This window comes from Ruegeria sp. CRTD044 (assembly GCF_059613485.1).
The window spans coordinates 398,083-422,046 of record NZ_JBXWSP010000019.1; the positions used below are offsets into that span (position 1 = coordinate 398,083).

Genomic DNA, 23,964 nt, shown 5'->3' on the forward strand with positions numbered 1-23,964 from the left:
CAAAACCTCACATCGGGGTCAACAACCGGTCTTGCCTACGCCCGTGGGACGGTTTAAACGATCCTTCGCACCGCATACCGCGCCCCCACGGGCACGGGTGCGCGTCAAAAAATGGGCCGCTGTAGCTCAGCTGGTAGAGCACGTCATTCGTAATGATGGGGTCGGGGGTTCGAGTCCCTTCAGCGGCACCATAGCTTCTTGGAACAAACTTCTCTGGTTTGCCGCCAGTTTTCCCGTCTGTTGCTTCGGTTTCGCAATTTATCTGCCGTTCAACCTTTCCAGAAGTTTGGGTTGCTCATCCGCGTGGCGGCCCTAACTCGACGGAAATGACGCAGACAAACGAACGCTCCCCCAGCCGACTGATCCTGGTTCTCGGCGACCAACTGAGCCAAAGCTTAAGCGCCTTGAGTCAGGCGGAGAAGGCCCGCGACACGGTGTTGATGGCCGAAGTCGCGGACGAGGCGAGATATGTTCCGCATCACAAAAAGAAGATCGCGTTTGTCTTTTCGGCGATGCGTCATTTCGCAGATGAGCTCGGCGCGGCGGGGTGGCAGGTTCGTTATGTCAGGCTGGATGACCCTGACAATACCGGCTCCATCACAGGCGAGATCGCGCGGGCCATCGCGGATCTGTCTATTGCGAACGTTCAGGTGACCGAGCCCGGCGAATACCGGCTGAAAGCCGCCTTGCTTGAGTGGGCGGACCAAAGCCAAACCGATCTACATATGCTGGAAGATGACCGGTTTGTCGCCACGCATCAGGAGTTCCGCAATTGGGCGGACGGACGCAAGCAGTTGCGGATGGAATATTTCTATCGCGAGATGCGGCGCAAAACGGGGCTGTTGATGAACGGCGACCAACCCGAAGGCGGACGCTGGAACTTTGATGCGGAAAACCGCAAGCCCGCCACTGCCGATCTGTTCATGCCCCAACCGCCCCGATCCGAGCCGGATGACATCACCACCGAGGTTCTGAGCCTTGTCGAAACCCAGTTTGGCGGCAATTTCGGACAGCTGCGCCCGTTCTGGTTTGCGGTGACCCGCGCCGGCGCGCTCGAGGCGCTGGACCGTTTCGTGGAACACGCTCTGCCTCTGTTCGGGGACCATCAGGACGCAATGCTACAGGCAGAACCATTCCTCTATCACTCGGTCCTGTCGCATTACCTAAACGCGGGTCTGCTGGGGCCGATGGAGATCTGCCGGCAGGTCGAGCGTGCCTATTATGAAGGCCGCGCGCCTTTGAATGCGGTCGAGGGCTTTATCCGTCAGATCATCGGCTGGCGAGAATATGTTCGGGGCCTCTATTGGCTGAACATGCCCGGGTACACGGAGCGCAACCACTTCGGTGCAACCCGCCCGCTGCCGGATTTCTACTGGACGGCCAAAACGGAAATGGCCTGCATGGCGGCCGCAATCGGGCAGACGCGCGACCACGCCTATGCCCACCATATCCAGCGCCTGATGGTGACTGGCAATTTCGCGATGCTGGCCGGGGTCAATCCGCACGAAGTCCACGAGTGGTACCTGGCGGTTTACGCCGATGCGTATGAATGGGTCGAGGCCCCCAACGTGATCGGAATGAGCCAATTCGCCGATGGTGGATTGCTTGGATCAAAACCCTACGCAGCAAGCGGCAATTACATCAACAAGATGTCGGATCACTGTTCGCATTGCCGCTATGACGTGAAACGCAAGTTCGGTGCGAATGCCTGCCCATTCAATCCACTGTATTGGGATTTCCTCGCACGCAACGCCGACAAGCTGCGTGGCAATCCCAGATTGGGCCATGCCTACCGAACCTGGGACCGGATGGACCCCGAAAAACAGGCCCAATACCGCGACAGCGCGCGCGAGATACTCGACAGCCTCTAGCGTTGGCCGGTCGAAGATGATCGGGCTCGGCGGCAACGCTGCGAGCAGTGGCGGACCTCGTCCCAGACCTTGGCCCATTTTCGCCGCCAGGTGAAAGGACGCCCGCATGTGGCGCAGGTTTTCGTCGGAAGATCCGACTTTTTCCGCATCCGCATCTAGTCCCCCAGATCCAATGACAATTGCGCCGGGTTGCGGGTGACCCCACGGCTGTTTCCTTTCCGCAAGCGCCCCTTGCGGCTGCCATGCCGGGCCAAGACCTTCGCAGCCTCGTCCCGGAATCCTTCCCCGCGCCGCACCTCCCAGATCCGATCCCGGGCGAACCGGGCCGCCGCGACGTGATCGACGATGGGCATCGGGTAGCGTTTGCCCAGCACGGCACCTGCGTTCTCGGCCTTCCACGGCTCTTGCAGATGGCGATCCGGGATATCTGCCAGTTCCGGCAACCAACGGCGGGTAAAGGTCCCGGTCGGGTCCTGATCATGGCCCTGTTTCACCGGGTTGTAGATCCTCAGCGCGTTGATGCCCGTGGTGCCGGCCTGCATCTGCACCTGGCTCCAGTGGATGCCCGGTTCGTAATCGGTGAACAGGCGGGCGAGAACCTCACCGGGTGCGCGCCAGTCAAGCCACAGGTGATAGCTGGCCGTCGCCATCACCATCGCGCGCATTCGAAAGTTGAGCCACCCCGTTGCCCGTAAGTACCGCATGCATGCGTCAACAAATGGCAGGCCGGTCTCACCGTTGGCCCAGGCCTCCAGCCGATGCGAATCCGGGGCCGAGGGGCGGATCCCGTCATAGGCGCGATGCACGTTCTGGAACTCGATCCGGGGGTCATCCTCCAGTTTCTGGATAAAGTGGCAGTGCCAATGCAGCCGGCCTTCGAACGAGGACATCGCCCCCCGCCACTGTTTGTCGGAAGTGTGGCTCAGCGCTTTTTGCCGCGCCCATGTGGCCTGCATCACCTCGCGCATCGACAGCGTTCCCCATGCCAGATGCGGGGACAGGCGCGAACACGCATGTTCCCCCAGCTGAGGTGAGGACATCGCGCTGCGATAGGTCCGGCCGCGCGTGCTCAGGAATGTGGTCAACCGGTCCGACGCCGCGGTGTGGCCGCCCGACTGCCGCCGTGGACATGGGTCCGGGTGCAACCCCAATTCCGTGCTGGACGGGATCCCACCCGGGTCCATCGGGATGGGCCGCAGTATGGGTGCGGGCGTGATCGGTTCGCTCATGAAGCGATCCCACTCTTTGGCCCAGCCATCGCGCGAAGCCAGACGGCGGCGAACCCCGTGATTGCGCGGCTGGTGCCAGGGAATACCCTGGGTTCGGCACCAGGACGCCACGCGTTTGTCCCGCTGAAAGGTCCAGTCGTTTCCCGTTTCTTCATGCGACCACAGGGCCGTGAGGTCGAAACTTTGCGCAAGATCGTCCAGGACCGACAGCATCTCGCCCGTCCGTACGATCAGGGGCTGGCCCAGTTCCGCAAGCTGCCTGCGCAGCTCGACCAGGGTTTCGTGGATGAACGCCCATTGGCGAGCGGACATGTCGGGTTGACGCCAAAGATCGGGTTCAACCACGTAGAGCGGCACCAGCGCCCCCCGCTGTGCCGCCTGAGCCAGGGCACGATTGTCCTGCACCCTGAGATCCCGCTTGAACCAGACGATCTGCAAAACCGTTCTCCGAATCAAATCTGGGCAATAGCTAGTCTGGTCCGGCCAGCCCTCAACCGGGTGCAATACGCCCCGGCAGGGCCTGGACGCAAAAACCGCGCGGAACCGGTTCCGTCATGGCCCGGTGTGACCGAAGCCTGTCGGGAATGGGCGGGTCGGTTCACAAAGCGCTGTCTTGACGGGCGCTTTTTCGGTTGCAATGATCAAAACATGGGCGCTTTGAAAACTATTTTCGTTTCAGCACTATGCACTTTCTCATCTATCGGATTGCTTCATGCTGAAACCGACATGGTCAAATCGTTTGCCGGCTGCGCCGGGCGTTTTTCGGCCGCAATGGAGCATGCCTGGCTTCTGAACGACCCCAAGGCGCAGGACTATGAGTTGCTTCGCGGCGGCTTCGTGTCCTTGCTTGAGGCGACCGTGACGGCAGAGGAGGCCGAACTGGTCCTGAGCCACCGGGTGAACTCAAAACACGCCCATGCGCGCTTGCTTCATACGGCGACCTTTGGCTCGGACATCACGGCGGCCAGCGCCGCGCGGCAAACGGCCAGCGACCTTCTCGATCAGTGCAGCCTGCTGATACTGGGCGGCGTCTGAGACCACCCTTCGCTGCAGCGCCGCATTTTTGGGCGAACTATGCGGCACCGCCGCAAATTTGGGCAACGCGCTGAATCAATCCAAAAACTCGCGCCACCGGACTCTGAGCCCCGGCAAAAGCTGACCTAGCAATGTGGTGCGCCGAAAGACGGCTTGGAAAATGTGCGAAGGTGCCCGGCCTAGGAACCTGATGACGCCCTCGCACACCGCAATTAAGCGTGGGGGGTATATGGGATGTTTCGACGTTCCGGACAAGCCTGCTGCGCATCGCACAAAAGGAAACGCTGATGCACTCCAAACTACTCAACACTACTGCTGCTGTATTGTTCGCAACCGCCCTGCCCGCGCTGGCCGATTGCCCGATCAAAGTGGGCGTTCTGCACTCATTGTCAGGTACGATGGCCATCTCCGAGACCACGCTGAAAGACACGATGGAGATGCTGGTCGAACAGCAGAACGAAGCTGGTGGCCTGCTGGGCTGCGAGCTGGAAGCCGTAGTTGTCGACCCCGCCTCGGACTGGCCCTTGTTTGCCGAGAAAGCGCGCGAACTGCTGACCGTACACGAAGTTGACGTGATCTTTGGCAACTGGACATCGGTGTCCCGCAAATCCGTATTGCCGGTCATCGAAGAGCTCAACGGCTTGCTGTTCTATCCGGTTCAGTACGAAGGCGAAGAAAGCTCGAAGAACGTCTTCTACACCGGTGCCGCACCGAACCAGCAGGCGATCCCCGCAACGGACTACTTCCTTGAGGAACTGGGGGTCGAGAAATTCGCCCTGTTGGGCACCGACTACGTGTATCCGCGCACGACGAACAACATCCTCGAAAGCTATCTGAAGCAGAAAGGCATCGCCGAAGTGGACATCTTCGTGAACTACACGCCCTTTGGCCATTCCGACTGGTCCAAGATCGTGGCGGATGTCGTTGCGCTGGGCGCGGACGGCAAGAAAGTCGGCGTCATCTCGACCATCAACGGCGACGCGAATGTGGGCTTCTACAAGGAACTGGCCGCCGCAGGTATCTCGGCCGATGACATTCCGGTTGTTGCCTTCTCGGTCGGCGAAGAAGAATTGGCCGGCCTGGACACGACCAACCTGGTCGGGCATCTGGCCGCGTGGAACTACTTCCAGTCGGCAGAGAGCGAAGCGAACGAGGCCTGGGTTGCCGCCTGGAAAGCCCGCATGGGCGAAGATCGGGTGACCAACGATCCGATGGAAGCGCATTACATCGGCTTCAACATGTGGGTGAACGCCGCAACTGAGGCGGGCTCGACGGATGTCGATGCCGTGCGCGCAGCCATGTACGGCCAGGAATTCCCGAACCTGACGGGCGGGACGGCCGTCATGCTGCCGAACCACCACCTCGCCAAGCCGGTTCTGATCGGTGAAATCCAGGAAGACGGTCAGTTCGACATCATCAGCCAGACCGAAGAGGTTCCGGGCGATGCCTGGACGGACTACCTGCCCGAATCCGCGGTTCTGGTCTCGGATTGGAAAGAGCTGGGTTGCGGTATGTACAACACCGAAACGAAAAGCTGCGTACAGATCAAATCGAACTACTAAGATCTGAACCGGAACACCTCGGGGCGCGTCACGTGTGCCCCGGGGCCCAATGCCGAGGTCTCCCCAAATGACGCTTTCGATTTGCCGGGCTTTGTTTGCCCTGCTGCTGTTCGTGGCCCCTGGTCTTTTGCAAGCCCAATCCTCCGACGCGCCGGTCCAGAAGCTTTTGCAGGCCCAGGCGGAGGTCATTCAAAAATCCTCTCGCAAGACGATTGGCCCGGCAATTGACGCCCTGGCGCAGAGTGGATTGCCCGAGGCACAAACCGTCCTGGAACGGTGGCAGGCCAAGGACATGTGGTTCAACCGGGATACGGGCCTTTTCGTTTTTGCGTCCAAAGCCGAGGGCGGTTTGCGGGTTTTCGATATCTCAGACGGGGCCGAGATTGGTATCGTCGACAAGAAGGACTACAAACAACTCAAGCCGAACTCGGGCATTCGCGGGTTGATCGCTTCGGCGCTGGTGCAGTTTCAATTGAACGACCCCGACCCGCTGAACCGAAGCGCAGCGCTGACGGCGATCGAGCGGGACGCGGAACCCTCGCACCTATACGCCCTGCGCGGCGCCATTGCCGGAGAGCAGGACCCGGATCTGCGGGCCCGCAAGAACCGGCTCGAGCGTCTGTTGACGATCCGGTTCGATGATGACTCGGCCGCAAGGTTGGCTGCAATCGACAGCTTCGCCGGCGATCTGGGCGTTGACGTGCGCGCAACGCTCAATCCCCTTGTTGCATCTGAAATCAAGGTGTCCGACACAGTCCCGGATGGCGCTGTGACCATCGAGGCCGGGTCCGACGAACTAACACAGAAACAGGCCTATGACCTGTTGGTTGAGAACGGGTTGGCACCGGCCCTGGTGGACGACGGCACCATCAAAGAGACCCTGATTTCGAATATCGACGGTGACAGGGTCGCAGGCGTACAGGTGGCAAGTCTGGACGAAGATGCGGCACGACAAGCGGCATACCAGCTGCTGGCCGATCAGGGGCTCGCCGCTCCACTGGTGACGCAGGACGACATCGCCGAGGCCGTGCAACAGTACAAGTTCTACCGGGTCTACACTTCGGCACCGTTGCCCGTGGCGCTGGCGGCGCAGGCCGTGCTGGACAATATCGAGACACAAGTCGCTCTCAACCAGACGGCGGATCTGGTTCTGGATGCGCTGTCTCTCGCCTCGATCTATTTCCTTGCCGCCATCGGCCTTGCCATCACTTTCGGCGTCATGGGCGTCATTAACATGGCGCATGGTGAGTTCATCATGATGGGCGCCTATACCGGATATGTGGTTCAACTGTTCATTCCGGACCTGACGCTGTCGATCATCGTCGCCATTCCCTGCGCATTCCTGGTGACCTTCGGCGCCGGTGTTCTGCTGGAACGTCTGGTCATTCGCTGGCTGTATCACCGTCCGCTGGAGACTCTGCTTGCGACCTTCGGGGTTTCCATCGCGCTGCAGCAACTGGCCAAGAATATCTTTGGAACCCAGGCCCGTCCCCTGACCGCCCCGGCCTGGCTGGACGGTTCGATGGTGCTGAACGATATCGTCTCCATCAGTTACATCCGCATCGCGATCTTTGTTCTGGCGCTGCTGTTCCTCGCGCTTTTCCTCATTGTCATGAACCGGACCCGGCTGGGGCTTGAGGTGCGCGCCGTGACGCAGAACCCGCGCATGGCGTCATCGATGGGTATCAATCCCGACCGGATCAACATGCTGACCTTCGGCTTTGGCTCGGGCATCGCGGGCATTGCCGGCGTGGCGATCGGACTTTACGCCAAGGTCACGTCCGAGATGGGTTCGGACTATATCGTGCAAAGCTTCATGACAGTGGTCGTGGGCGGTGTGGGCAACATCTGGGGGACGCTGCTGGGGGCGACGATGGTCGGCACGCTGCAGAAGGGGATCGAATGGTTCAACCCGTCCAATACCCTGGCGGCACAGACCTACATGATCCTGTTCATCATCCTGTTCATTCAATTCCGGCCGCGCGGCATCATCGCGCTCAAGGGTCGGGCGGCGGAAGCGTGATATGGTTGACATGACATCCACAGCCGGCCCGATGCGAAAGCCATTTGTGCTGCGCTATCCCTCGGTCGCGATCTTTCTGATCATTCTGGCGCTGTTCACGGCGACCATAACTGTGCTGGGCGAAGGGTTCGGGATCGGCCTGATATCCACCAGCTTCGTCAAGACATTGGGCAAGACCCTCTGCCTGTGCCTTGCGGCCCTGGCGATGGATCTGGTGTGGGGCTACACGGGCATCCTGTCCTTGGGGCATATGGCCTTCTTCGGTATCGGCGGATACGCCATCGGCATGTGGCTGATGTATGCGCGGACCGAGATCATCGTGATCGAAAGCCTCGCGTCCTCGGCCCTGCCGCCAACGGCCCAGGAAATTTCTGACGGAATCGCCACCCAGATCTTCGGCGTCGTCGGCGCATCCGAGTTCCCACCGATCTGGGCTGTCGCGCATTCGCTGCCCTTGCAACTGGCCGCAGTGGTACTGGTGCCCGGCTTGCTGGCCCTTGTGTTTGGGTGGCTCGCCTTCCGCAGCCGTGTGACCGGGGTCTACCTGTCGATCCTGACACAGGCGATGACGCTGGCGCTGTCCCTGTACCTGTTTCAGAACGACAGCGGGCTGCGCGGGAACAACGGCCTGTCGGGTCTGCAGAATTTGCCGGGTCTGGATTCGGTGCCGCAATCGACGGTTTCGATCCTGTTCTTCTGGGCGTCGGCCCTGGCGCTGGGGTTGGGCTATCTGGTCTGCGCCTGGATGGTGTCCGGCAAGTTCGGATCGGTCATTCGCGCCATCCGGGACGACGAAAGCCGGGTTCGGTTCCTTGGATATTCGGTCGAAGCCTACAAGCTGTTCATCTTCACCTTCACCGCCGTGATCTGCGGCATCGCGGGCGCCCTGTACTACCCTCAAGCCGGCATCATCAATCCAGCCGAGATCGCGCCCATTGCATCAATCTACCTGGCCGTCTGGGTGGCCATCGGCGGACGGGGCCGTCTGTACGGAGCGGTGATCGGCGCAGCATTCGTTTCTCTGCTGTCCACCTGGTTCACGGGTGGTCAGGCCCCCGACATCTCGCTGGGATTCTACACGATCCAATGGGTCGACTGGTGGACCATCCTGCTTGGGTTGTCATTTGTCGCGGTCACGCTGTTTGCGCCTCGGGGCATCGGCGGTCTGATCGACAGGTTTGCCGAACGGCGCGCCCCGGACCGCCACGGCGCCGATCTGGGGCCGGACCTTGGGTCGCTGCGCGAAAAAGAGGCCGACGAATGAGTACGTTACTTGAAGTCTCCGGCGTGTCCGTAACCTTCGACGGATTCAAAGCCATCAACAACCTGACATTCCAGATTGGCCCAGCCGAAATGCGCGCGGTCATCGGCCCGAACGGGGCGGGCAAGACGACGTTCATGGACATCATTACCGGCAAGACCAAACCGGATGACGGCCATGTCCTGTGGGGCGACAAGTCCGTCTCGCTCCTGTCGATGAGCGAAAGCCAGATTGCCCAGGCCGGCATCGGCCGAAAGTTCCAACGCCCCACCGTCTTCGAGGACCAGAGCGTTCGCGAGAACCTGATGCTGGCCCTCAGGAACAAACGCGGCCCGCTGGCGGTCCTGCGGTTCCGGGCCGGACAGGCGGATCATCAGAAAGTCGCTGACCTGGCCGAGGAAATCGGACTGCAGAATGCCTTGAACCGCAAGGCGGGCGAGCTGAGCCACGGACAGAAACAGTGGCTTGAGATCGGCATGCTGCTGGCGCAGGATCCGCAGTTGCTGCTGGTCGATGAGCCGGCCGCCGGAATGACCCCCGCCGAGCGCGAGCACACGACTGACATTCTTGTCGCGGCCGCAAAATCCCGCGCCGTGGTGGTGGTTGAACATGACATGGAGTTCGTCCGCCGCCTGAACTGCAAAGTCACGGTGCTGCACGAGGGGTCGGTTCTGGCCGAAGGGTCGCTGGACCACGTCACCAATAATGACAAAGTGATTGAGGTGTATCTTGGCCGCTGAGCTTCTGGAAATCTCGGACCTGTCCCTGCACTACGGCGGCAGCCAGATCCTGAGCGGGATCGACATCACCGCGCGTCAGGGTCAGGTCACCTGCGTGATGGGCACCAACGGCGTCGGCAAGACCAGCCTGTTGAAAGCCATCTCCGGAACGCACCCCCGCAGCGGCGGTGAATACCGGCTTGGCGGCGAGGAGATCAGCAAGGCCACATCCTATGAGCTGGCTCGAAAAGGTGTGGCTTATGTTCCGCAAGGACGAGAAATCTTTCCGTTTCTGACGGTCCGCGAGAACCTGGAAACCGGTTTTGCCTGCCTGCCCCGCAGCGAACACAGGATACCTGACTACATCTTCGAGCTGTTCCCTATTCTCAAAGAGTTCCTCTCACGACGCGGCGGTGATCTGTCAGGAGGTCAGCAGCAGCAGCTTGCGATTGCGCGGGCGTTGATCACGAAACCCAAGCTGCTTTTGCTGGATGAACCAACCGAGGGCATCCAGCCCAACATCATCAAGCAGATCGGCGAAGTCATCCGCCTGCTGCGCGACCAAGGTGAGATGGCGATTGTCCTGGTCGAGCAGTATTTTGATTTCGCGTATTCCCTAGGCGACAGTTTTCTGGTGCTGGAACGCGGGTCGCCATTCCTCAAAGGGTCAAAATCCGAACTTGGTCAGCAGCAGCTCAGGGCGGCCGTTTCGGTTTGACCTTACCGGCCCAGTGCTTCGGGCAGGTATTCCACCAAGGCCCGCTGCACGACGGCAAACCGCGGCGTCCGCGCAATCTCTTCAAGCGTGGCCACCCACAGAGGAACCTCGATTTCTGGATCCATGTCCGGCGCCCGCCGCAACCGCGGGTCCGCATCACCGATGAACGTCGGCAGAAACGCCTTGCCGACGCCTGTCGCAGCCATCTGCTGGAGCACAAGGAAACTGTCCGCGCCGATGGTGGTGTCTTCATCCCGCACATGTTCGGCCATCCATCTGGCCGGGACCGAACCGCTCAGCGCCCCATCCAAACGCATCCATTTTCGGTAGGAGGACCCATCGTCGTAGACCCCGAAGGCCAACGCGCCAGCGCGCTCGCCCACCAAGTCTTCGCCCAGGCGGATTGATGGACGCACGGCAATGTCCGCGGTCAGCCGCGACAGATCATGGTGATTGTTCCCGCTCAGCAGACTCAGTTCCAGACCCGGATAAAGGGCAGAAATGCGGTTCAGTATCCCGGGCAGCACAAGCTGGCAAAGGCTGTCGGTCGAGGCAATCCGCACCCGCCCGGTCGGCGAACGGTCCGCGCCCACGATTGCCCGTTCGACCGAAAGCACCGCGTCTTCGACATTTTCCATGGCCGAAAGAATGGCCCGGGCCTCGGGTAGCGCGCTGTAGCCCGACGGGTTCTTTTGGAAGATCACGCACCCATGGCGTCGTTCAAACGCGGCCACCCTGCGCAGCACCGTTGCATGGGTCACGCCCAGCGCTGTGGCCGCTGCGTTCAACGAGCCGTGCCGGCTGACGGCGAGGGCGTATCGGATGTCATCCCAGTTTTGATTGTTCATAAGTTAACAAGAAACGCAGAGAAATAAACAATTACAAGAAATTTCGATCAAGCTACCATTCGGCACATTCATGTGGGAGAGATACCATGATCAAGAAATTCTCAATCCTTGCGGCGAGTTTGATTTCTGTGGCCGTTATTGGCACGGCCGTAGCCCAGGAAAGCGAAAACCCGGCCGTCAAGGCGCGGAAGGCCGTCATGCAGCTGTATGCGTTCAATCTGGGCACGCTTGGCGGCATGGCCAAAGGCGAAGTGGAATACAACGCCGAGGCCGCAACGCGCGCGGCCAACAACCTGGTTGCCGTGACGCAGATCGATCAGTCGGCCATGTGGCCAGCCGGGTCCGACAATGTCTCCGACCCATCTTCTCGGGCGCTTCCGGCGATCTGGGAGAACTTCCCGGATGTCAGCGCCAAGGGTCAGGCAATGGCTGAAGCCGCGGTTGCGATGCAGGCCGCCGCCGGGCAAGATGTCGAAGCGCTGAAAGCAGCGATGGGACCATTGGGTGGAGCCTGTTCGGCATGTCACAAGGCATACAGAGCCCCAAAGAACTGACAAGGCCCTGACGGTGCGGCGGCTTCTGTCGATTGCCGCGGGCGTCGTGGTCCTGGCCGGGCTGACCGGTCTGGTTCTGACCCGACCGCAACACGTCGATCCGGCCGAGTTGGACGGTATTGCCCCTGATCTTGTCAGGGGCGAGACCGTGTTCTTTGCGGCCGGATGCGCCTCGTGCCATTCAGCGCCGAACTCCGAGGGTGAGGAAAAGCTGGTGCTGGCGGGCGGACGCCGGTTCGAGACGGATTTCGGTACGTTCATAGCTCCGAACATATCCAGCGACCCAGAAGCCGGGATTGGGACATGGTCGGCGCTGGAACTGGCGGATGCCCTGATCTACGGAACCGGGCCGGCCGGGCAGCACTACTACCCGGCCTTCCCTTACACGACCTATACGAACATGACGCCGGAGGATGTCGTGTCGCTGCACGCATTCCTTGGCACCCTGCCGGCCGCCTCGCAGGAAAGCAGCGCGCATGAGGTCGGTTTCCCCTTCAACATCCGGCGAAGCTTGGGCGGCTGGAAGCTTCTCTACCTTGAACCAGGGTGGGTGGTGGACGGTGATCTCGATGCGCAGCAGCAGCGCGGGCGCTACCTGGTCGAAGCCTTGGGCCATTGCGCCGAGTGCCACACGCCCAGAGATGGCCTTGGCGGCTTGAGCCGGGATCAATGGCTGGCGGGTGCGCCAAATCCCAGCGGAAAAGGGCGCATTCCCGGCCTGACCACCAACCACCTGGATTGGTCCGAAGCCGACATCGCCGAATACCTGAAGTCCGGTTTCACTCCGGACTATGACAGCGCCGGCGGAGAGATGGCCGAGGTCATCGAGAACACTTCCCGTCTGTCCGATGAGGACCGGTTGGCGATTGCCGCATATCTCAAGGTTGTTCCGGTACCGGCCAACGACGCCACAACAGACTGAGCCGACGCCTGCATTTCCCGGCTACCGATGAGCCATGGCGGTTCGCCGGGCGGCGGGATCTTGGCACCTTGGGCCTTTTCGCTTCCCCTTTCGGACGTTTGGTTGGAAATTCGTCGGACCTAAGCCCGATGTGGACTGATCCAACCCGGCTTAGCCTCCCTACGACAACCAGACATTTGTCGAACAGCAAAGGAGGCTGAAATGATAGCAAACCGGAAACTGGGACAACTTCTCAGCACTGTGGCACTGGCTACGTTGATTTCGGCGGCGCCATACACTCCCAAGTTCAGCACCGAGGGCGGCTTGCAGCTTGAGCCCGCTTACGCGTTTGCCAAAAGCGGCAAGGGCAAGGGTGGCAGCGGTCGGGACGACGATGATGACAACGACGATCGGGACGATGATGACGACGATCGGGATGACGACGACGATGATGATCGGGATGATGACGACGACGATGACGACGATCGGTCAAGTCGCAGCGGCAGCAAAAAGGGATCGTCGCAATCCGGAAGCGCCCCGACCGGGTCGGCCGGCATAACCAAGGTCGAGACAACTGCAAACGGAATCGAAGTTCGCTATGCGGACGGAACAAAGGAAGAAATCGAAAACGGCCGGTATGAGAGAAAGAATGCTCAGAACCGGACCGTTGAGGAGCGGCCAGCCACAGGTGCCGACATCTCAAGGCTTCGTTCTCTGGCGAACGGAATTTCGATCAAGAATGTAAGCGCATCCGGGCAAGGTGGTGTGGCCGGAAGCCGCCCCACAAAGATCGAACGTCAGGGAAACAACATCGAAGTCAACTACGCCAACGGCTGGAAAGAAGAGATCGAGTTCGGGCGCTACGAGCTGAAAGACCCCTTCAACCGGACCGTTGTGGAAAGAACAGCCACGGCCGCAGACATCCGGAGGCTGCAATCGGTCGCGAACTGACGAACAGCGCGAATTTCCCGGACGGTCTCTCGGTCAGAGAGGCCGTTTCGGCGACTACAGGCTATGCGGCTAGTGTTTCTTGCCCCACGCGTCGTGCGCGATAAGCGCGGCCTCGACCCGGTTCCGCGCGTGCAGCTTGGACAGGATCGCCGTCATATAGTGTTTCACCGTCTTTTCCTGAAGATCCAGTTCCACGGCGATCTCGCGATTGCTCAAACCCTTGGCCACGCGCCTGAGTATCTCCTCTTCGCGATGCGTAAGATCATCCAGGACATCGCTGTTGTTCGCAGGGCTTGCGTCGTTGTTGATCTGAAGAAGTACCCGCGAAGCCAGCCCCGGCGAAACAAACCCCTCCCCCGCGGCGATGCTGTGCAGGGACGCGGTCAGTTCGCTCGCGTTTACGCCTTTGACAATGTACCCAATTGCTCCGGCCTCGAGTGCATCGGCAACATCGCTGCTGTTCTCCGAAACCGTCAGAATCGCGATGCAGGGCGGTTTTTCCATTGCGGCGATCCGGCGTGTCGCGTTGATCCCACCTCCGGGCATCGAGAGATCGAGAATTGCGATGTCGGGCTGGTGCTGAGCGACAAGCGCAACCGCCTCGTCGGCGCTGGATCCGGCCGCGAGAACTTCGAACCCTTCTGCCTCATCCAAGGTCCGCCGCAGCCCATCCCGGAAAATCGGATGATCATCTGCTATGACAAGTGTCTTGGTCATGGTGAGCTCGTTTTGTTGGGAAACAGGGTCATTTCGACGGTGGTGCCCTGACCGGGACTGGACGAGACCTGAAACCTGCCGCCGATGCTTTCGACCCGATCGCGCAGCCCCAGCAGCCCCTGGCCGCCATCATCGCGCAGAACAGTACCGTCCAAAGGATCAAAGCCGGGTCCATCGTCCTTGACTTGAATGACAATGCAATCGTCGCGAACATGGCAGGTGACGCTGCAGCGGGACTGCGGGGCATATCGCGCGGTATTCGAGAGTGTTTCCTGAAGAAAGCGGAAAACGCACAGTTTGTCAGACACCGACAAATTCGGCATGTCACTGCCATGAAACGAGATTTCAGGCCGCAACGGGCTGTGCTCCGCGTGGTCCTCGACCGCTCTTTTCACGACATCAATCAAGGTCAGGTTGTCGATATCGGGCGCAGACAGCCCCCGGGACAGCGCGCGGATTTCGGTCAAGGACTTCTGCAGCGACTGCTGGATTTCCTCGGCCTCCTTCGGTTTTGGGGATTTGTCCGAAAACGCGGCCTCCAACCGAAGGGCGGCAAGTGAAAGGTACTGCGCCGGGCCGTCATGAAGTTCGGCGCCGAGTTTCTTCAGAAACCGGTCCGTCTGCGCGGCATACCGCCCCGAGGCCTCGACCACCCGCGACCGCAGCATCGCATTCTGCGCCGCCATCCTTTCGCTTTCCGCCAGCCGTTTCTTCAATAGCCTCGCCTGCCGCCGGATGGTGTTGTCCCCGATCGCAACGATGCAAAAAAGGACAACCGTGCTTGCCAGAAAGGCGGAACCGACCACTAACCAGCTTGTGCGCCTGGCTTTTGCCAGATCCATCTCCAATTGATCGGCCCTTTCATAGAACTCGGCCACGGCAATGATTTCACCGGACCACAGTTCACGAATGGGGCTGTAGACCTCGAGCAGCGGTATCCCCAAGGCCGCTTCGGCAGCGCTTTCATCGTGATCCAGTTCCTCGAACGAGCCCGAGATTTCGCCGATCCAGGCGCGCTGAAGGTCACCCGTCGGCTCGAAACGGTTACCGATGATGCTTGTGTCCGAGGCGTGTACGACCACACCACCCTGCTTCCAGAACTTGTATGATACGATACGATCGCGCATCGGCTGGGTCATGAAAATCTCGTCCAGCGCCCGCCTCGCCTGCTCGGACAGGCGGTCACCCAACGCCAGTTCCTGGCTGAGAGGTGAGACGATGCTTTCCATATACAGCGCCGCCGAATTGGCCGAGTTCTGCACGACCGCATTCTGGATTCGATTTGAAACCCACACACCGACGATCGCGGTTGCAGATCCCATCACAAGGATGCTTGCCGCAAGAAATACTCGCGACAACGACCAATTCCCAATCGTCAGCTCAGCAACTTTCGTCCTCATCTTGGCCCCGACTATGACCCACAATCAAAAATCGCACCACAGACCTTGGTCTGACATGATCCAGATGTTCGCCCCAGCAAGCCCCGACCGCAGCCACAGAAGCACACCCAGATTTGCAATGCCTTTTGCGACTTGAAAAACACCCCGTACCCCGCAAGCATTGATACAACCGTTGCCCCTTTGGTTGAGCGTCGGCTGACCGGCGTTTCAGCGAAAATCAAATAGTTCAAAGGATTTTGATGCGCGCCGCCGTATTTATCTTGTCGATCGTCTTTTTGGTTTTTTCGGGATCCGCCCAGGCACAGAGCGTCATTCCGCTTACCCAAAAAGGTGGGCTGCACGCGGCATATGTGGTTCCCGTAAACGACTTCGACCGCGTGGATGTTCAGTTGATTGTTCTTTCGGGGTCGTATGACGACCCGGACCCGTCCGGCACAGCCCATCTGACCGAGCATCTCGCCGCGTTCTCGGCCGACGCCACCATTCTCAGAAAACCGCGCGAGCGCGACATCTACGCCACCACGCACAATGTCGCGACCGTGTACACGAATTCCGGACTGCCATCCGAGGCAGAGATGCTGTTGCGGCTTTCTCGGGCCGTTCTGGACACGCCATCCGTATCCAGGCAATTTGCGGAGAGCGAAGTCGCTATCGTCCAGCGGGAAACCTTGCTGCGTGAACGGCAATATCCGTTTCGCTGGCTAAGCCGAATGGCACTTCAAAACCTCTACGGCACTTTGCGCGGCCGGGCAGATAACACCGTCGAAGATCTGCCCAAGCTGAGCCTCGAAAAGGCCTATCAGTTTCACAAAGAACACTATGTGCCGTCCAACGTGACGTTGATCGTCTCCGGCAACATTGATCCAGCCAGGGCCGAAGAACTGGTAGCGCGGGTGTTTGGCGACACCGAACCGTCTGACGCTCCGAATAAACCGTGGTTGGATCACAAGCCGGATCCGGGGAAACAGTCCGTAGTGCGTCTGCAGTCGGATCGTCTGCAACGCGACACCGTGCTGTTTGCAAAATTCGTGGAATTCGAAGACCGCTCCACGAGCATCGACATGCAAGGCGCGTTCTTCATCGCAAGCGGGATTCTGAACGAACGGATCGCCAAGGTCCTGCGGCACGAGGACACGCGGATACTCAACCATGGCGTCAACTGGTATTTTGCGAAGAATGCCGATGTTGAACTGGTGATCGACCTGCAACTTATGCCTGGCTTCACCGTGGATGAAGCCAAGGATCTGCTGACCGAGACCTTGGCTGGCTTGCTGGACGAGCCGATCAGCAAATACGAAATTCATGAGCTCCGTCAAAAGGAGGTGGTCTGGTCACAGAACATGGCCCGCCGTCCTTCGGCCTTTCTGTGGTTTCTGCAGAACGTCGCCGCCGACGGATTCCCGCCCATCAGCCCGTCGGTCTTTGCCGAAACACTGAGCAACACCACAGATCAGGAAGTTATCGATTTTGCGGAAAAAGTCTTGCAGCCCTCGGCGGCATCTTTCGTTCTTGCAGAGAAAGCTGACTGACATGCGCGTTTTCAAGGGCCGGCTTCTCCCAGTTCTCTTTGTTGCGCTTGCCTTGCTGCCGGGTGAGCGGGCACAGGCGGAACTGATTGCGACTGCAGGCGAAACGAAACTGGTCGAGCTCTCTCCGCTTGAGAACGGCACGTCCGCACTGACCCTGGTGTGGACGATTGACCACCCGACGCTGGACCGCACTGCCGCCATGTCCGCCGCCATTGCGAGCGTGGTGACAGGCGGGACCTCGACCCGCTCATCCTACGAAGTCAGTTCGTTCCTGAAGCTGAAAGGTGTCGAACAGAAAATCGGCAGAAGCGGCAAGAACCTGACGCTCACCGTCTCGGCGCCAAGCGACGTCTTCCCGGAAGTCCTGGTGCACCTCGAGAACGTATTGCTCGAACCCCGATACACACCAGACTGGTACGCACGAGAGCTTGAGACGTCTCGCCCAGTTATCTCGACCAGAACCAGACAGCCGTCGGATGTGTTGAACGAGGTTACCAATTATCTGGAATTCGACCCTGCCGCCACGGACGAAGAAACCCTTGAAACCGACTTTCAGTTCGGACGACCAGATCAGGTCATCCTCAGATCAGAGGACGAAGAGGTAACGCGCCGCACCGTCCGATTGATCAATTCGCTGCCGGGGGCGCGGTTCCGGCTGGGGCGCGCCCTGAGCAAATGGGCCGAAGGGTGGACCGGCGCGAACGGGGCGCCCTTTGCCCTGCCCAAAGGTATCGTGCATCTCGCCGATCCCGACGCATCCGAAATGTTGATCCTGCTTGCCAATGCAAAGGCGTTTTCGAATGCACAGGACCAGCTTGGGTCGAACCTTCTTGTTGACTACATCGGCGCCAACCAGGGCTCGGAGATGTTTCGTGTCATCCGCCAGTCCATGCGTGCATCCTACGATCCACGTTCGGACTTTGTGGTCGTGGGCAAGAACAAGGCCGTGATCGCGCTGAGCGCGACCGTCGAAGCCAGCGCATGGCCCGAGGTCCACGGCAAGATCATGGAAATCTATCAGGGCGTCCGCGACGGGGGTGTTGTCCCGGAAAGCCTGGAAATCCAGAAAGATCGGTTGGACCGCACCTACTATCACAGATTCTTCACAGATCCCGACTGGGGCGCGCGCCAGCTTCTGGACGAACATCCCGACGGCGTAGAAGGCGAAATCACCCTTCCACTGTTTGAGGCATTCCGGACAGTCTCGACCGAAGAGACGATTGAGAACGCCGATACGCTGTTGCCACCGATTGAGGAGTTCCTGGTGATCTTGATCGGAGGAGGTGTTTCCCCGCCACCAAACATGCGGTCGGATGGGTACTGTGCCCTGCCCAAAGGCACACCAATCAGCCACTGCCTGAATAAGCTGTCAAACGCGGAATACTGACTGTCCGCGGGCCATTGCTGCGACGCTTCAAAGAGCAGATGATCCCCGCGATACATCGTCTCGAAGGCACCGTGGGATTGACCCTTTGGGATTGTCCGTCGGTCACGTAAGCTTGGATTTGCCGGTCGCGCAGCAAGGAGAACGCTATGCGTGTTCTTGAAATACTATCTTTGGTTGGTCTGTGTTTGGTGTTGGTATCGCCACTTCCCGGAAGTGCGGCCCCAACGGCAGCAGAGTGCAATAGCGCGGGAGGAAAAACCGTCACGATCAAGGGAAAGACCGCTTGCGCGTTCGCGGGCGGAGCATGCCCGGAGGGGTGGCGCTCATACGAATCCTACCGAAAATGGCAGCCGAAAACCTGCGGTGGCGCGCAATGCACTGGGAATACCAAATGCACAACGAGCCGAGGTTGGTCCATAACCGCACCAGAATGCAGATTTGAGAGAGGCAGAAACTCTCAGGGCGACTGCACCAAAAGAAGTGTATGCACCGCAAACAGGATCGCCAGAACCGCTTGCACGAAGTGACCTCGCCATCGCGGTTGAGCGGTGAAAACGAACCCGCAACCCGACTCGCGCTGAGTTGCTGGCGACCCCGGCAGGATTCGAACCTGCAACCTGCCCCTTAGGAGGGATGCGTTCATAGCGCTATTCCTTTTGTAATTTCTTGCTGTTGGGTGTTTGTACGGTGCCATCTTGTACGTGGTTTGTACGAAAACGGGCTCTGATGTCGGCCTCATCGGTCTCCGCGTGGGCATAGATCCGCATGGGCAAATTGGGGTCTGACCAACGACCAGCCTTGGCTGCGGTGACCGGGTCGACGCCTTGACGAACGACTAACTCAGTGAAGAACCCATGCCGCCCAGCAGGGTGCGCTGACAGGTAAGGAATACCCGCGCGTTTGCAGATCGTCTTCCAGCGCGTGTTGTAGCCTGTCGAGCTGCCGTAGCCGAAAACACGGGCTTTCATCAGCTTGCCGGTCTTGCGGTTCTTGGGCCGTTTGGCTGGCAGTGCGAGAAGCTCGTCCATCATCTGAGGCGAGACGGTGATCCAACTTTCCGGATGTCCCTTCTGCGCCTTTACCCGAACTTTGTTTTCGTGCGGTCGAAGGTCATCCGGCTCCAGTGATACAGCCTGATCAATCCGCGCAGCCGTTTCAAACATGAAACGGACCAGAGCGGCGTTATACGGATCAGCTGCACGGCAAAATGCCTCGATCCATTCCTTGTCAGCCGGGGTGCGCTCGACACGACTAAGCTTCCCGCGTCGCTTGTCCTGAGCGATGCGTTCGAACTTGTCGTACGGCTTCACGCGGATCAGAGGAGTGCCCTCTAGCTCATGCGCGTTGTTGATCACAGCACTCGCGGGCGTCACGATTTCGCGCCACCAGGTATCAGTCGACGCTTTGGGCTTCAGCTTCGGCCCCAGGCTCTTCAATAGCGCGCCAGAAATCGCGCCTAGCGACAGGTCACCGATCGCTTCGACAATCGGGATCAACTGCTTCGCCGCTTTTGGGGACGCATTGTAGAGCATGATTGCATCAGAGAACGTCTTGCTCGGTTCGTCGCCCACGACATAGCGACGGATCTGACGTTCGGTCTCATGGTTTATCCAGTCCCGTGCGCCCTCTTCTGTAGATGCCTTAGTGCTTCGCCGGTATGGGCCGGCGATTGGCCTGCCGTTGTATTCAATCCACCCCTTGGCCCAGTAGACACGGCCCCTCTTGTAAATTTGGAGCGGCATGACTGGCCTCCTTCAAAAATCGTATCAATCTGCGCGGGCGTGATCAGCATGGTCCGCCCAAGGCGATAAAATGCGCCGGTCTCATTGGCGCGTTCGCGCAGAGTGCGTTCTGAAATATCGATCCCCATCCCGGCCATGACTTCGACCCATTGCGCGGGCGTTTTCCCAAGCCCCAGGATCTGAGAGCTGTCTGAATAGTTGGTCTCTGCCATTTCAGTTGTCCTTGTCCGCTTAAGTGGAATCGGCGACACGTATGGAATCGCTTGTTCTGCACCTTCTGACGTGGTCAGATGGGATTAACTGGAATTTTATGTCATTTTGTGCAGTTTCGCGCAATTTGACATTCACGTCAATGGGAACCTTGCATGGCGCGGGATTTGAAGGCTGTCTTCTCGGCAATGGGTGCGCGACTTGCGATCGCGCGCAACGAAGTCGGCTTGACGCAAACCGCCATGGCGGACGCGATCGGCGTCTCACACCGCGCCTATCACAGCTACGAAAAAGGCCAGCGCGGCCTTCCCGTTGAGGCCTTGGTCGCGATTGCCGACAAGTTCGATGTAGACGCAGCATGGATCCTATTGGGCACAAAGTCTGTAAGAGCGGCTCATGACTTTGAGGCGCTAAAGAGGATCGAGATTTCGCTCGATCAACACCTCACTGACGAAAACATCAAAATTAAGAGCGAAAAACGCGGAGCAATCGTGGCTCGCTGGTATCAGTCACACGTCGAAGGCCGTGAAGTCAGTGACGACGACGTTCACACGTGGATTGAATTGGTAAGGGAGTAATCTGGTGAACAAGGCAAGCAAACGCTGGGACATGTTGCGACATTCAGTCTTGGAGCGCACTCGCCGTGAGGTGATCGAACCCTTTGGGCCACTTTACCTGATCTTCCTTGGAACCAGTGTGTTCTACCTGATTGGCTTGGGTCGATTATCACTGGCACAACAGACCGCCGAATATTCAGTTTTGGCCACCATCATGATTTTCGCAATCGCTGCGGCTGGTTTGGCGCTTCCATTTTTGACAGGCGCGGTGCTGACCCTACGTGCGGCCGATCGAAAACTGGAACACCTTCAACGCGGCTGATCGGATGGCCTTTGGTATTTTCATCCATCGCAGCGACTCGATTTACGACGACATTCCGTCGGAGCGGTATCAGTTCCCCAAGCAATACCTTTCACGCGCCCAACAGTGCGAAGGGGATTGGATCGTCTACCTGGAGCCAAGCAAGGTCAAAGAGACCAAAGGTTACTTCGCGGTCGCCAAGGTCCAAGAGATCATTCCGGATCCTAGGAAGCAGGACATGTTCTTGGCGGTGATCGAGCCTGGAACGTATCTTGATTTCGGCGACCCTGTTTCATTCCGGGACGAGAATTCAATCATCGAAAAAGGGTTGTTGAACGATCAAGGCAAGATATCCGGACGCGCGCAAGCCGCAGTAAGAACCCTTTCAGCTGAAGACTTTGCCCGAATAGTCGAACGTGGCCTTGGACGAGATGAGGACATCCTGCCTCGCGTGGGCGACACGATGCAGATGCCAGGGTTTCAAGATGCTCAAACACATTTCCAGCACATGCCCGCTCGAGAACGCGTCAGCCAGCTGACCAATCGCGCGGTTCGCGACCGCAATTTTAGAAAGAACGTCCTGCGCGCCTACGGCGAACGGTGTGCCATTACGGGCTTGCGTCTCATCAATGGCGGTGGCCGCGCCGAGGTGGAAGCCGCTCATATCAGACCGGTCGAACACGACGGCCCTGACATCGTGAGCAATGGGCTCGCCCTGTCCGGAACCGCGCATTGGATGTTTGATCGCGGCCTCGTTGGGTTAGCAGACGACCTAACTATTCTGGTTTCCCGTCAAAGTAACGATATCGAAGCCGTGACATCGATGATCAACTTGTCCGGCAAGATCTTGGTGCCGGACCGCCTCGCCAACCGGCCGAGGACTGAGTTTGTAGCCTGGCACAGAGAGAATTGTTTCAAGCATTAATACTCAGTGCGGACATTGGCGTAGAACGCAGCGTACTGCCGGAAAGAGCCCATTTTACCGAATGCTGCGGCTTGCACGAACGGTGGCGAAGCTCTGTAGGCGGACATAGCGCCCCCTGAGGACGGACCAGATTAGACGTTCATCTTACGAAAGGGAAAACGTCGGCTATATGCTGCAAAGGTGTAGCAACCGGTTTCTCGTCAATCTCGCAATGCAAGTGGCAAGGCACCCGCCGTCACTGTGCAAGCTGGATGACTGCTCGTAGCAATGAATCTCTTTGGGATATTGCGCAGAGCGCAGAAGCCGAGAACCCTGCGTTCGCGTCTCTTATATGCCGATTGACGACTTCGCGAGCAAATCAAGTTCTAACAAAATCACCGAACTTGTTGCTATGGTTTCGAGACCGTAGGGCGGTAGGGTTCATCTAGGCCAACATAGCCTGGCCCAAATGCCTCCAGTCCCTTTTGCGTTGTGAAGGGTTTCGGAGCGGGTAGTACGACCACGGCAACATGTTGGCCGGTGAAGTAGTTCGGGTTGGTAACCGGTTCTCCGGATTCGGTGTCGATTAGGCAGATCAAATCAGGAATGGTTGTATGAACTTCGCCATTCAATATTCCTACCATGTTCTCATTCTTGAGCCAGATCTTGAATGTATCTCCTTCGAACCCACTAGCTCCCAAAATAGAAATGTTGCCATAGGTGAAGCCGTCTTTGGTTTCCCAATCGCAATCGCTGATGGCGCCGCGAAACGCCACAAGGCCCGCGCCCTGCGCCGCGATGGTCTGGGCGACGTCTTTACCGCTTGCGCGCGCTTCCCTCCAGACCCGGCCCATATCCATGGCCAGAGAGATCGCGCCGGGGATGATCGCGTTGCGGATCTCGTGAATTTCAAGGGCGTGGTCGATGGCGGCGATGTCGTTGCGGCTGACCTTGGACAGGGCGCGCACGATATGCTCGGCGCGTTCGTCATCCATGACGTTCTCGCAAATGATCGCCTCGCCAAACTCGTTGGCCATGACGATGGGAGCGGCAGGTAAGCCATTGATATAATAAGTGGAATGGGTGATCTCGGGCACCGCGCGCCCTGCGGGGTCGGCGTCGATGATATAGGCCCCGGCCATCGCGGCGGCATAGAAGGCGGTGGCGGTGTTGGACCCGCCAAGCTCGCACGAAATGGTGCCGTAGAACGTCCGCCCCAGATATTTCTGGAACCGATCATAAGCCGCCAGGATCGATGGAATGCCAGTGCGCGGCAGACGCTCGTATTTGCGCTCTTCTTCCTCTGGCAAGGCCGAGATCGCGCCGAGCATATAGGGCGTGCAGACCAGCGCGTCTTGCGGCGCCTCATCAAGGCTGACCATGATGAACTCTTTGCCCTTCGACAGGGCATCGTCGATCATCGCCAGTCCGTCAGACAGCTCGCCACCGCCGCCGGTGCCAAGGATGGCCGCGCCATAAAGGATGTCTTCCAGATCCTGTCGGGACAGTTTTTGCATGGGTCAATTCCTGTTAGATGGGACGCGC

General features: G+C 59.1%; 22 protein-coding genes and 1 tRNA gene. 16 read left to right on the forward strand and 7 right to left on the reverse strand.

Features of this window, described 5'->3' with window-relative positions:
• Positions 1 to 115 precede the first annotated feature (115 nt).
• Positions 116 to 191 (forward strand) — tRNA-Thr (locus AC2FNL_RS18245).
• Between the two features lie 135 nt (positions 192 to 326).
• A complete protein-coding gene (locus AC2FNL_RS18250; RefSeq protein ID WP_496834605.1) occupies positions 327 to 1,871 on the forward strand; it encodes a cryptochrome/photolyase family protein in 1,545 nt (514 codons plus the stop codon).
• Here the strand turns inward: AC2FNL_RS18250 and AC2FNL_RS18255 are convergent.
• Together AC2FNL_RS18255 and AC2FNL_RS18260 are read right to left on the reverse strand one after the other, a co-directional pair.
• The gene (locus AC2FNL_RS18255) at positions 1,868 to 2,020 is read right to left on the reverse strand and encodes a DUF2256 domain-containing protein (RefSeq protein WP_217353607.1); all 153 of its coding nucleotides are present in this window, start codon (positions 2,018 to 2,020) and stop codon (positions 1,868 to 1,870) included. The genes AC2FNL_RS18250 and AC2FNL_RS18255 overlap by 4 nt on opposite strands.
• Positions 2,021 to 2,026: 6 nt before the next feature.
• On the reverse strand, positions 2,027 to 3,538 hold the full coding sequence (locus AC2FNL_RS18260) for an FAD-binding domain-containing protein (RefSeq protein WP_496834606.1): 1,512 nt from the start codon (positions 3,536 to 3,538) through the stop codon (positions 2,027 to 2,029).
• 288 nt (positions 3,539 to 3,826) lie between these two features.
• Here AC2FNL_RS18260 and AC2FNL_RS18265 point away from each other — a divergent pair, with 288 nt between their 5' ends.
• From AC2FNL_RS18265 to urtE, 6 genes are all read left to right on the forward strand, one after another.
• Positions 3,827 to 4,135, forward strand: a complete 309-nt coding sequence (locus AC2FNL_RS18265; protein WP_141138509.1) for a hypothetical protein — start codon at positions 3,827 to 3,829, stop codon at positions 4,133 to 4,135.
• A 287-nt stretch (positions 4,136 to 4,422) separates the two neighbouring features.
• Complete coding sequence (gene urtA, locus AC2FNL_RS18270) at positions 4,423 to 5,697, forward strand: urea ABC transporter substrate-binding protein (protein ID WP_496834607.1); 1,275 nt, start codon at positions 4,423 to 4,425, stop codon at positions 5,695 to 5,697.
• 67 nt (positions 5,698 to 5,764) lie between these two features.
• Complete coding sequence (gene urtB / locus AC2FNL_RS18275; protein WP_496834608.1) at positions 5,765 to 7,720, forward strand: urea ABC transporter permease subunit UrtB; 1,956 nt, start codon at positions 5,765 to 5,767, stop codon at positions 7,718 to 7,720.
• Between the two features lie 31 nt (positions 7,721 to 7,751).
• Positions 7,752 to 8,984: an urea ABC transporter permease subunit UrtC gene (urtC, locus tag AC2FNL_RS18280; protein ID WP_170364400.1), complete on the forward strand. Its 1,233-nt coding sequence runs from the start codon at positions 7,752 to 7,754 to the stop codon at positions 8,982 to 8,984.
• Positions 8,981 to 9,721 (forward strand): urea ABC transporter ATP-binding protein UrtD, encoded by a 741-nt coding sequence (gene urtD, locus AC2FNL_RS18285; protein WP_093964004.1) that lies wholly within the window; start codon positions 8,981 to 8,983, stop codon positions 9,719 to 9,721. The genes urtC and urtD overlap by 4 nt, the downstream gene beginning before the upstream one ends.
• Entirely contained in the window at positions 9,711 to 10,418 is a 708-nt protein-coding gene (gene urtE / locus AC2FNL_RS18290; protein ID WP_170582332.1) for an urea ABC transporter ATP-binding subunit UrtE, read from the forward strand. Before urtD ends, urtE begins: the two co-directional genes overlap by 11 nt.
• 2 nt (positions 10,419 to 10,420) lie before the next feature.
• Here the strand turns inward: urtE and AC2FNL_RS18295 are convergent, their stop codons facing one another.
• A complete protein-coding gene (locus AC2FNL_RS18295) occupies positions 10,421 to 11,266 on the reverse strand; it encodes a LysR family transcriptional regulator (protein WP_480696061.1) in 846 nt (281 codons plus the stop codon).
• Positions 11,267 to 11,352: 86 nt separating this feature from the next.
• Here AC2FNL_RS18295 and AC2FNL_RS18300 point away from each other — a divergent pair, with 86 nt between their 5' ends.
• From AC2FNL_RS18300 to AC2FNL_RS18310, 3 genes are all read left to right on the forward strand, one after another.
• Positions 11,353 to 11,820: a c-type cytochrome gene (locus AC2FNL_RS18300; protein ID WP_170370342.1), complete on the forward strand. Its 468-nt coding sequence runs from the start codon at positions 11,353 to 11,355 to the stop codon at positions 11,818 to 11,820.
• A gap of 13 nt (positions 11,821 to 11,833) precedes the next feature.
• Positions 11,834 to 12,742 carry a c-type cytochrome gene (locus tag AC2FNL_RS18305; RefSeq protein WP_496834609.1) on the forward strand — a complete coding sequence of 303 codons (909 nt, stop codon included), beginning with the start codon at positions 11,834 to 11,836 and terminating at the stop codon, positions 12,740 to 12,742.
• 201 nt (positions 12,743 to 12,943) lie between these two features.
• Complete coding sequence (locus AC2FNL_RS18310; RefSeq protein WP_496834610.1) at positions 12,944 to 13,672, forward strand: hypothetical protein; 729 nt, start codon at positions 12,944 to 12,946, stop codon at positions 13,670 to 13,672.
• A 69-nt stretch (positions 13,673 to 13,741) separates the two neighbouring features.
• On the opposite strand, the gene AC2FNL_RS18315 is transcribed toward AC2FNL_RS18310, so the two are convergent.
• On the reverse strand, positions 13,742 to 14,389 hold the full coding sequence (locus tag AC2FNL_RS18315; RefSeq protein WP_496834611.1) for a response regulator: 648 nt from the start codon (positions 14,387 to 14,389) through the stop codon (positions 13,742 to 13,744).
• A complete protein-coding gene (locus AC2FNL_RS18320; protein ID WP_170340815.1) occupies positions 14,386 to 15,711 on the reverse strand; it encodes a sensor histidine kinase in 1,326 nt (441 codons plus the stop codon). Before AC2FNL_RS18320 ends, AC2FNL_RS18315 begins: the two co-directional genes overlap by 4 nt.
• 317 nt (positions 15,712 to 16,028) lie before the next feature.
• Here AC2FNL_RS18320 and AC2FNL_RS18325 point away from each other — a divergent pair, with 317 nt between their 5' ends.
• A complete protein-coding gene (locus AC2FNL_RS18325; RefSeq protein WP_496834612.1) occupies positions 16,029 to 17,318 on the forward strand; it encodes a M16 family metallopeptidase in 1,290 nt (429 codons plus the stop codon).
• A 1-nt stretch (position 17,319) separates the two neighbouring features.
• Positions 17,320 to 18,705, forward strand: coding sequence for a peptidase M16 family protein (locus AC2FNL_RS18330; protein WP_496834613.1), 1,386 nt, complete (start codon positions 17,320 to 17,322; stop codon positions 18,703 to 18,705).
• Between the two features lie 647 nt (positions 18,706 to 19,352).
• On the opposite strand, the gene AC2FNL_RS18335 is transcribed toward AC2FNL_RS18330, so the two are convergent.
• Entirely contained in the window at positions 19,353 to 20,447 is a 1,095-nt protein-coding gene (locus AC2FNL_RS18335) for a tyrosine-type recombinase/integrase (protein WP_496694585.1), read from the reverse strand.
• Positions 20,448 to 20,812: 365 nt separating this feature from the next.
• On the opposite strand from AC2FNL_RS18335, the gene AC2FNL_RS18340 reads away from it, so the two are divergent.
• From AC2FNL_RS18340 to AC2FNL_RS18350, 3 genes are read left to right on the forward strand one after another with little or no spacing between them, the layout of a single operon-like run.
• Positions 20,813 to 21,235 carry a helix-turn-helix domain-containing protein gene (locus AC2FNL_RS18340; protein ID WP_191287347.1) on the forward strand — a complete coding sequence of 141 codons (423 nt, stop codon included), beginning with the start codon at positions 20,813 to 20,815 and terminating at the stop codon, positions 21,233 to 21,235.
• Between the two features lie 4 nt (positions 21,236 to 21,239).
• Positions 21,240 to 21,536, forward strand: a complete 297-nt coding sequence (locus tag AC2FNL_RS18345; RefSeq protein ID WP_496694584.1) for a hypothetical protein — start codon at positions 21,240 to 21,242, stop codon at positions 21,534 to 21,536.
• Entirely contained in the window at positions 21,496 to 22,440 is a 945-nt protein-coding gene (locus AC2FNL_RS18350) for an HNH endonuclease (RefSeq protein WP_496694583.1), read from the forward strand. Before AC2FNL_RS18345 ends, AC2FNL_RS18350 begins: the two co-directional genes overlap by 41 nt.
• Positions 22,441 to 22,829: 389 nt before the next feature.
• Here the strand turns inward: AC2FNL_RS18350 and AC2FNL_RS18355 are convergent, their stop codons facing one another.
• Positions 22,830 to 23,936, reverse strand: a complete 1,107-nt coding sequence (locus tag AC2FNL_RS18355; RefSeq protein ID WP_496834614.1) for an S-methyl thiohydantoin desulfurase family protein — start codon at positions 23,934 to 23,936, stop codon at positions 22,830 to 22,832.
• Between the last annotated feature and the right edge of the window lie 28 nt (positions 23,937 to 23,964).

Bases quoted from the DNA above. Each gene is read 5' to 3' on its own strand.
- urtB (WP_496834608.1), top strand. From the start codon at position 5,765: ATGACGCTTTCGATTTGCCGGGCTTTGTTTGCCCTGCTGCTGTTCGTG.
- AC2FNL_RS18310 (WP_496834610.1), top strand. From the start codon at position 12,944: ATGATAGCAAACCGGAAACTGGGACAACTTCTCAGCACTGTGGCACTG.
- AC2FNL_RS18340 (WP_191287347.1), top strand. From the start codon at position 20,813: ATGGCGCGGGATTTGAAGGCTGTCTTCTCGGCAATGGGTGCGCGACTT.
- urtD (WP_093964004.1), top strand. From the start codon at position 8,981: ATGAGTACGTTACTTGAAGTCTCCGGCGTGTCCGTAACCTTCGACGGA.
- AC2FNL_RS18255 (WP_217353607.1), bottom strand. From the start codon at position 2,020: ATGCGGAAAAAGTCGGATCTTCCGACGAAAACCTGCGCCACATGCGGG.
- AC2FNL_RS18330 (WP_496834613.1), top strand. From the start codon at position 17,320: ATGCGCGTTTTCAAGGGCCGGCTTCTCCCAGTTCTCTTTGTTGCGCTT.
- AC2FNL_RS18300 (WP_170370342.1), top strand. From the start codon at position 11,353: ATGATCAAGAAATTCTCAATCCTTGCGGCGAGTTTGATTTCTGTGGCC.
- AC2FNL_RS18355 (WP_496834614.1), bottom strand. From the start codon at position 23,936: ATGCAAAAACTGTCCCGACAGGATCTGGAAGACATCCTTTATGGCGCG.
- AC2FNL_RS18320 (WP_170340815.1), bottom strand. From the start codon at position 15,711: ATGGGATCTGCAACCGCGATCGTCGGTGTGTGGGTTTCAAATCGAATC.
- AC2FNL_RS18295 (WP_480696061.1), bottom strand. From the start codon at position 11,266: ATGAACAATCAAAACTGGGATGACATCCGATACGCCCTCGCCGTCAGC.
- AC2FNL_RS18250 (WP_496834605.1), top strand. From the start codon at position 327: ATGACGCAGACAAACGAACGCTCCCCCAGCCGACTGATCCTGGTTCTC.
- AC2FNL_RS18265 (WP_141138509.1), top strand. From the start codon at position 3,827: ATGGTCAAATCGTTTGCCGGCTGCGCCGGGCGTTTTTCGGCCGCAATG.
- urtC (WP_170364400.1), top strand. From the start codon at position 7,752: ATGCGAAAGCCATTTGTGCTGCGCTATCCCTCGGTCGCGATCTTTCTG.
- AC2FNL_RS18335 (WP_496694585.1), bottom strand. From the start codon at position 20,447: ATGCCGCTCCAAATTTACAAGAGGGGCCGTGTCTACTGGGCCAAGGGG.
- AC2FNL_RS18325 (WP_496834612.1), top strand. From the start codon at position 16,029: ATGCGCGCCGCCGTATTTATCTTGTCGATCGTCTTTTTGGTTTTTTCG.
- urtA (WP_496834607.1), top strand. From the start codon at position 4,423: ATGCACTCCAAACTACTCAACACTACTGCTGCTGTATTGTTCGCAACC.
- AC2FNL_RS18315 (WP_496834611.1), bottom strand. From the start codon at position 14,389: ATGACCAAGACACTTGTCATAGCAGATGATCATCCGATTTTCCGGGAT.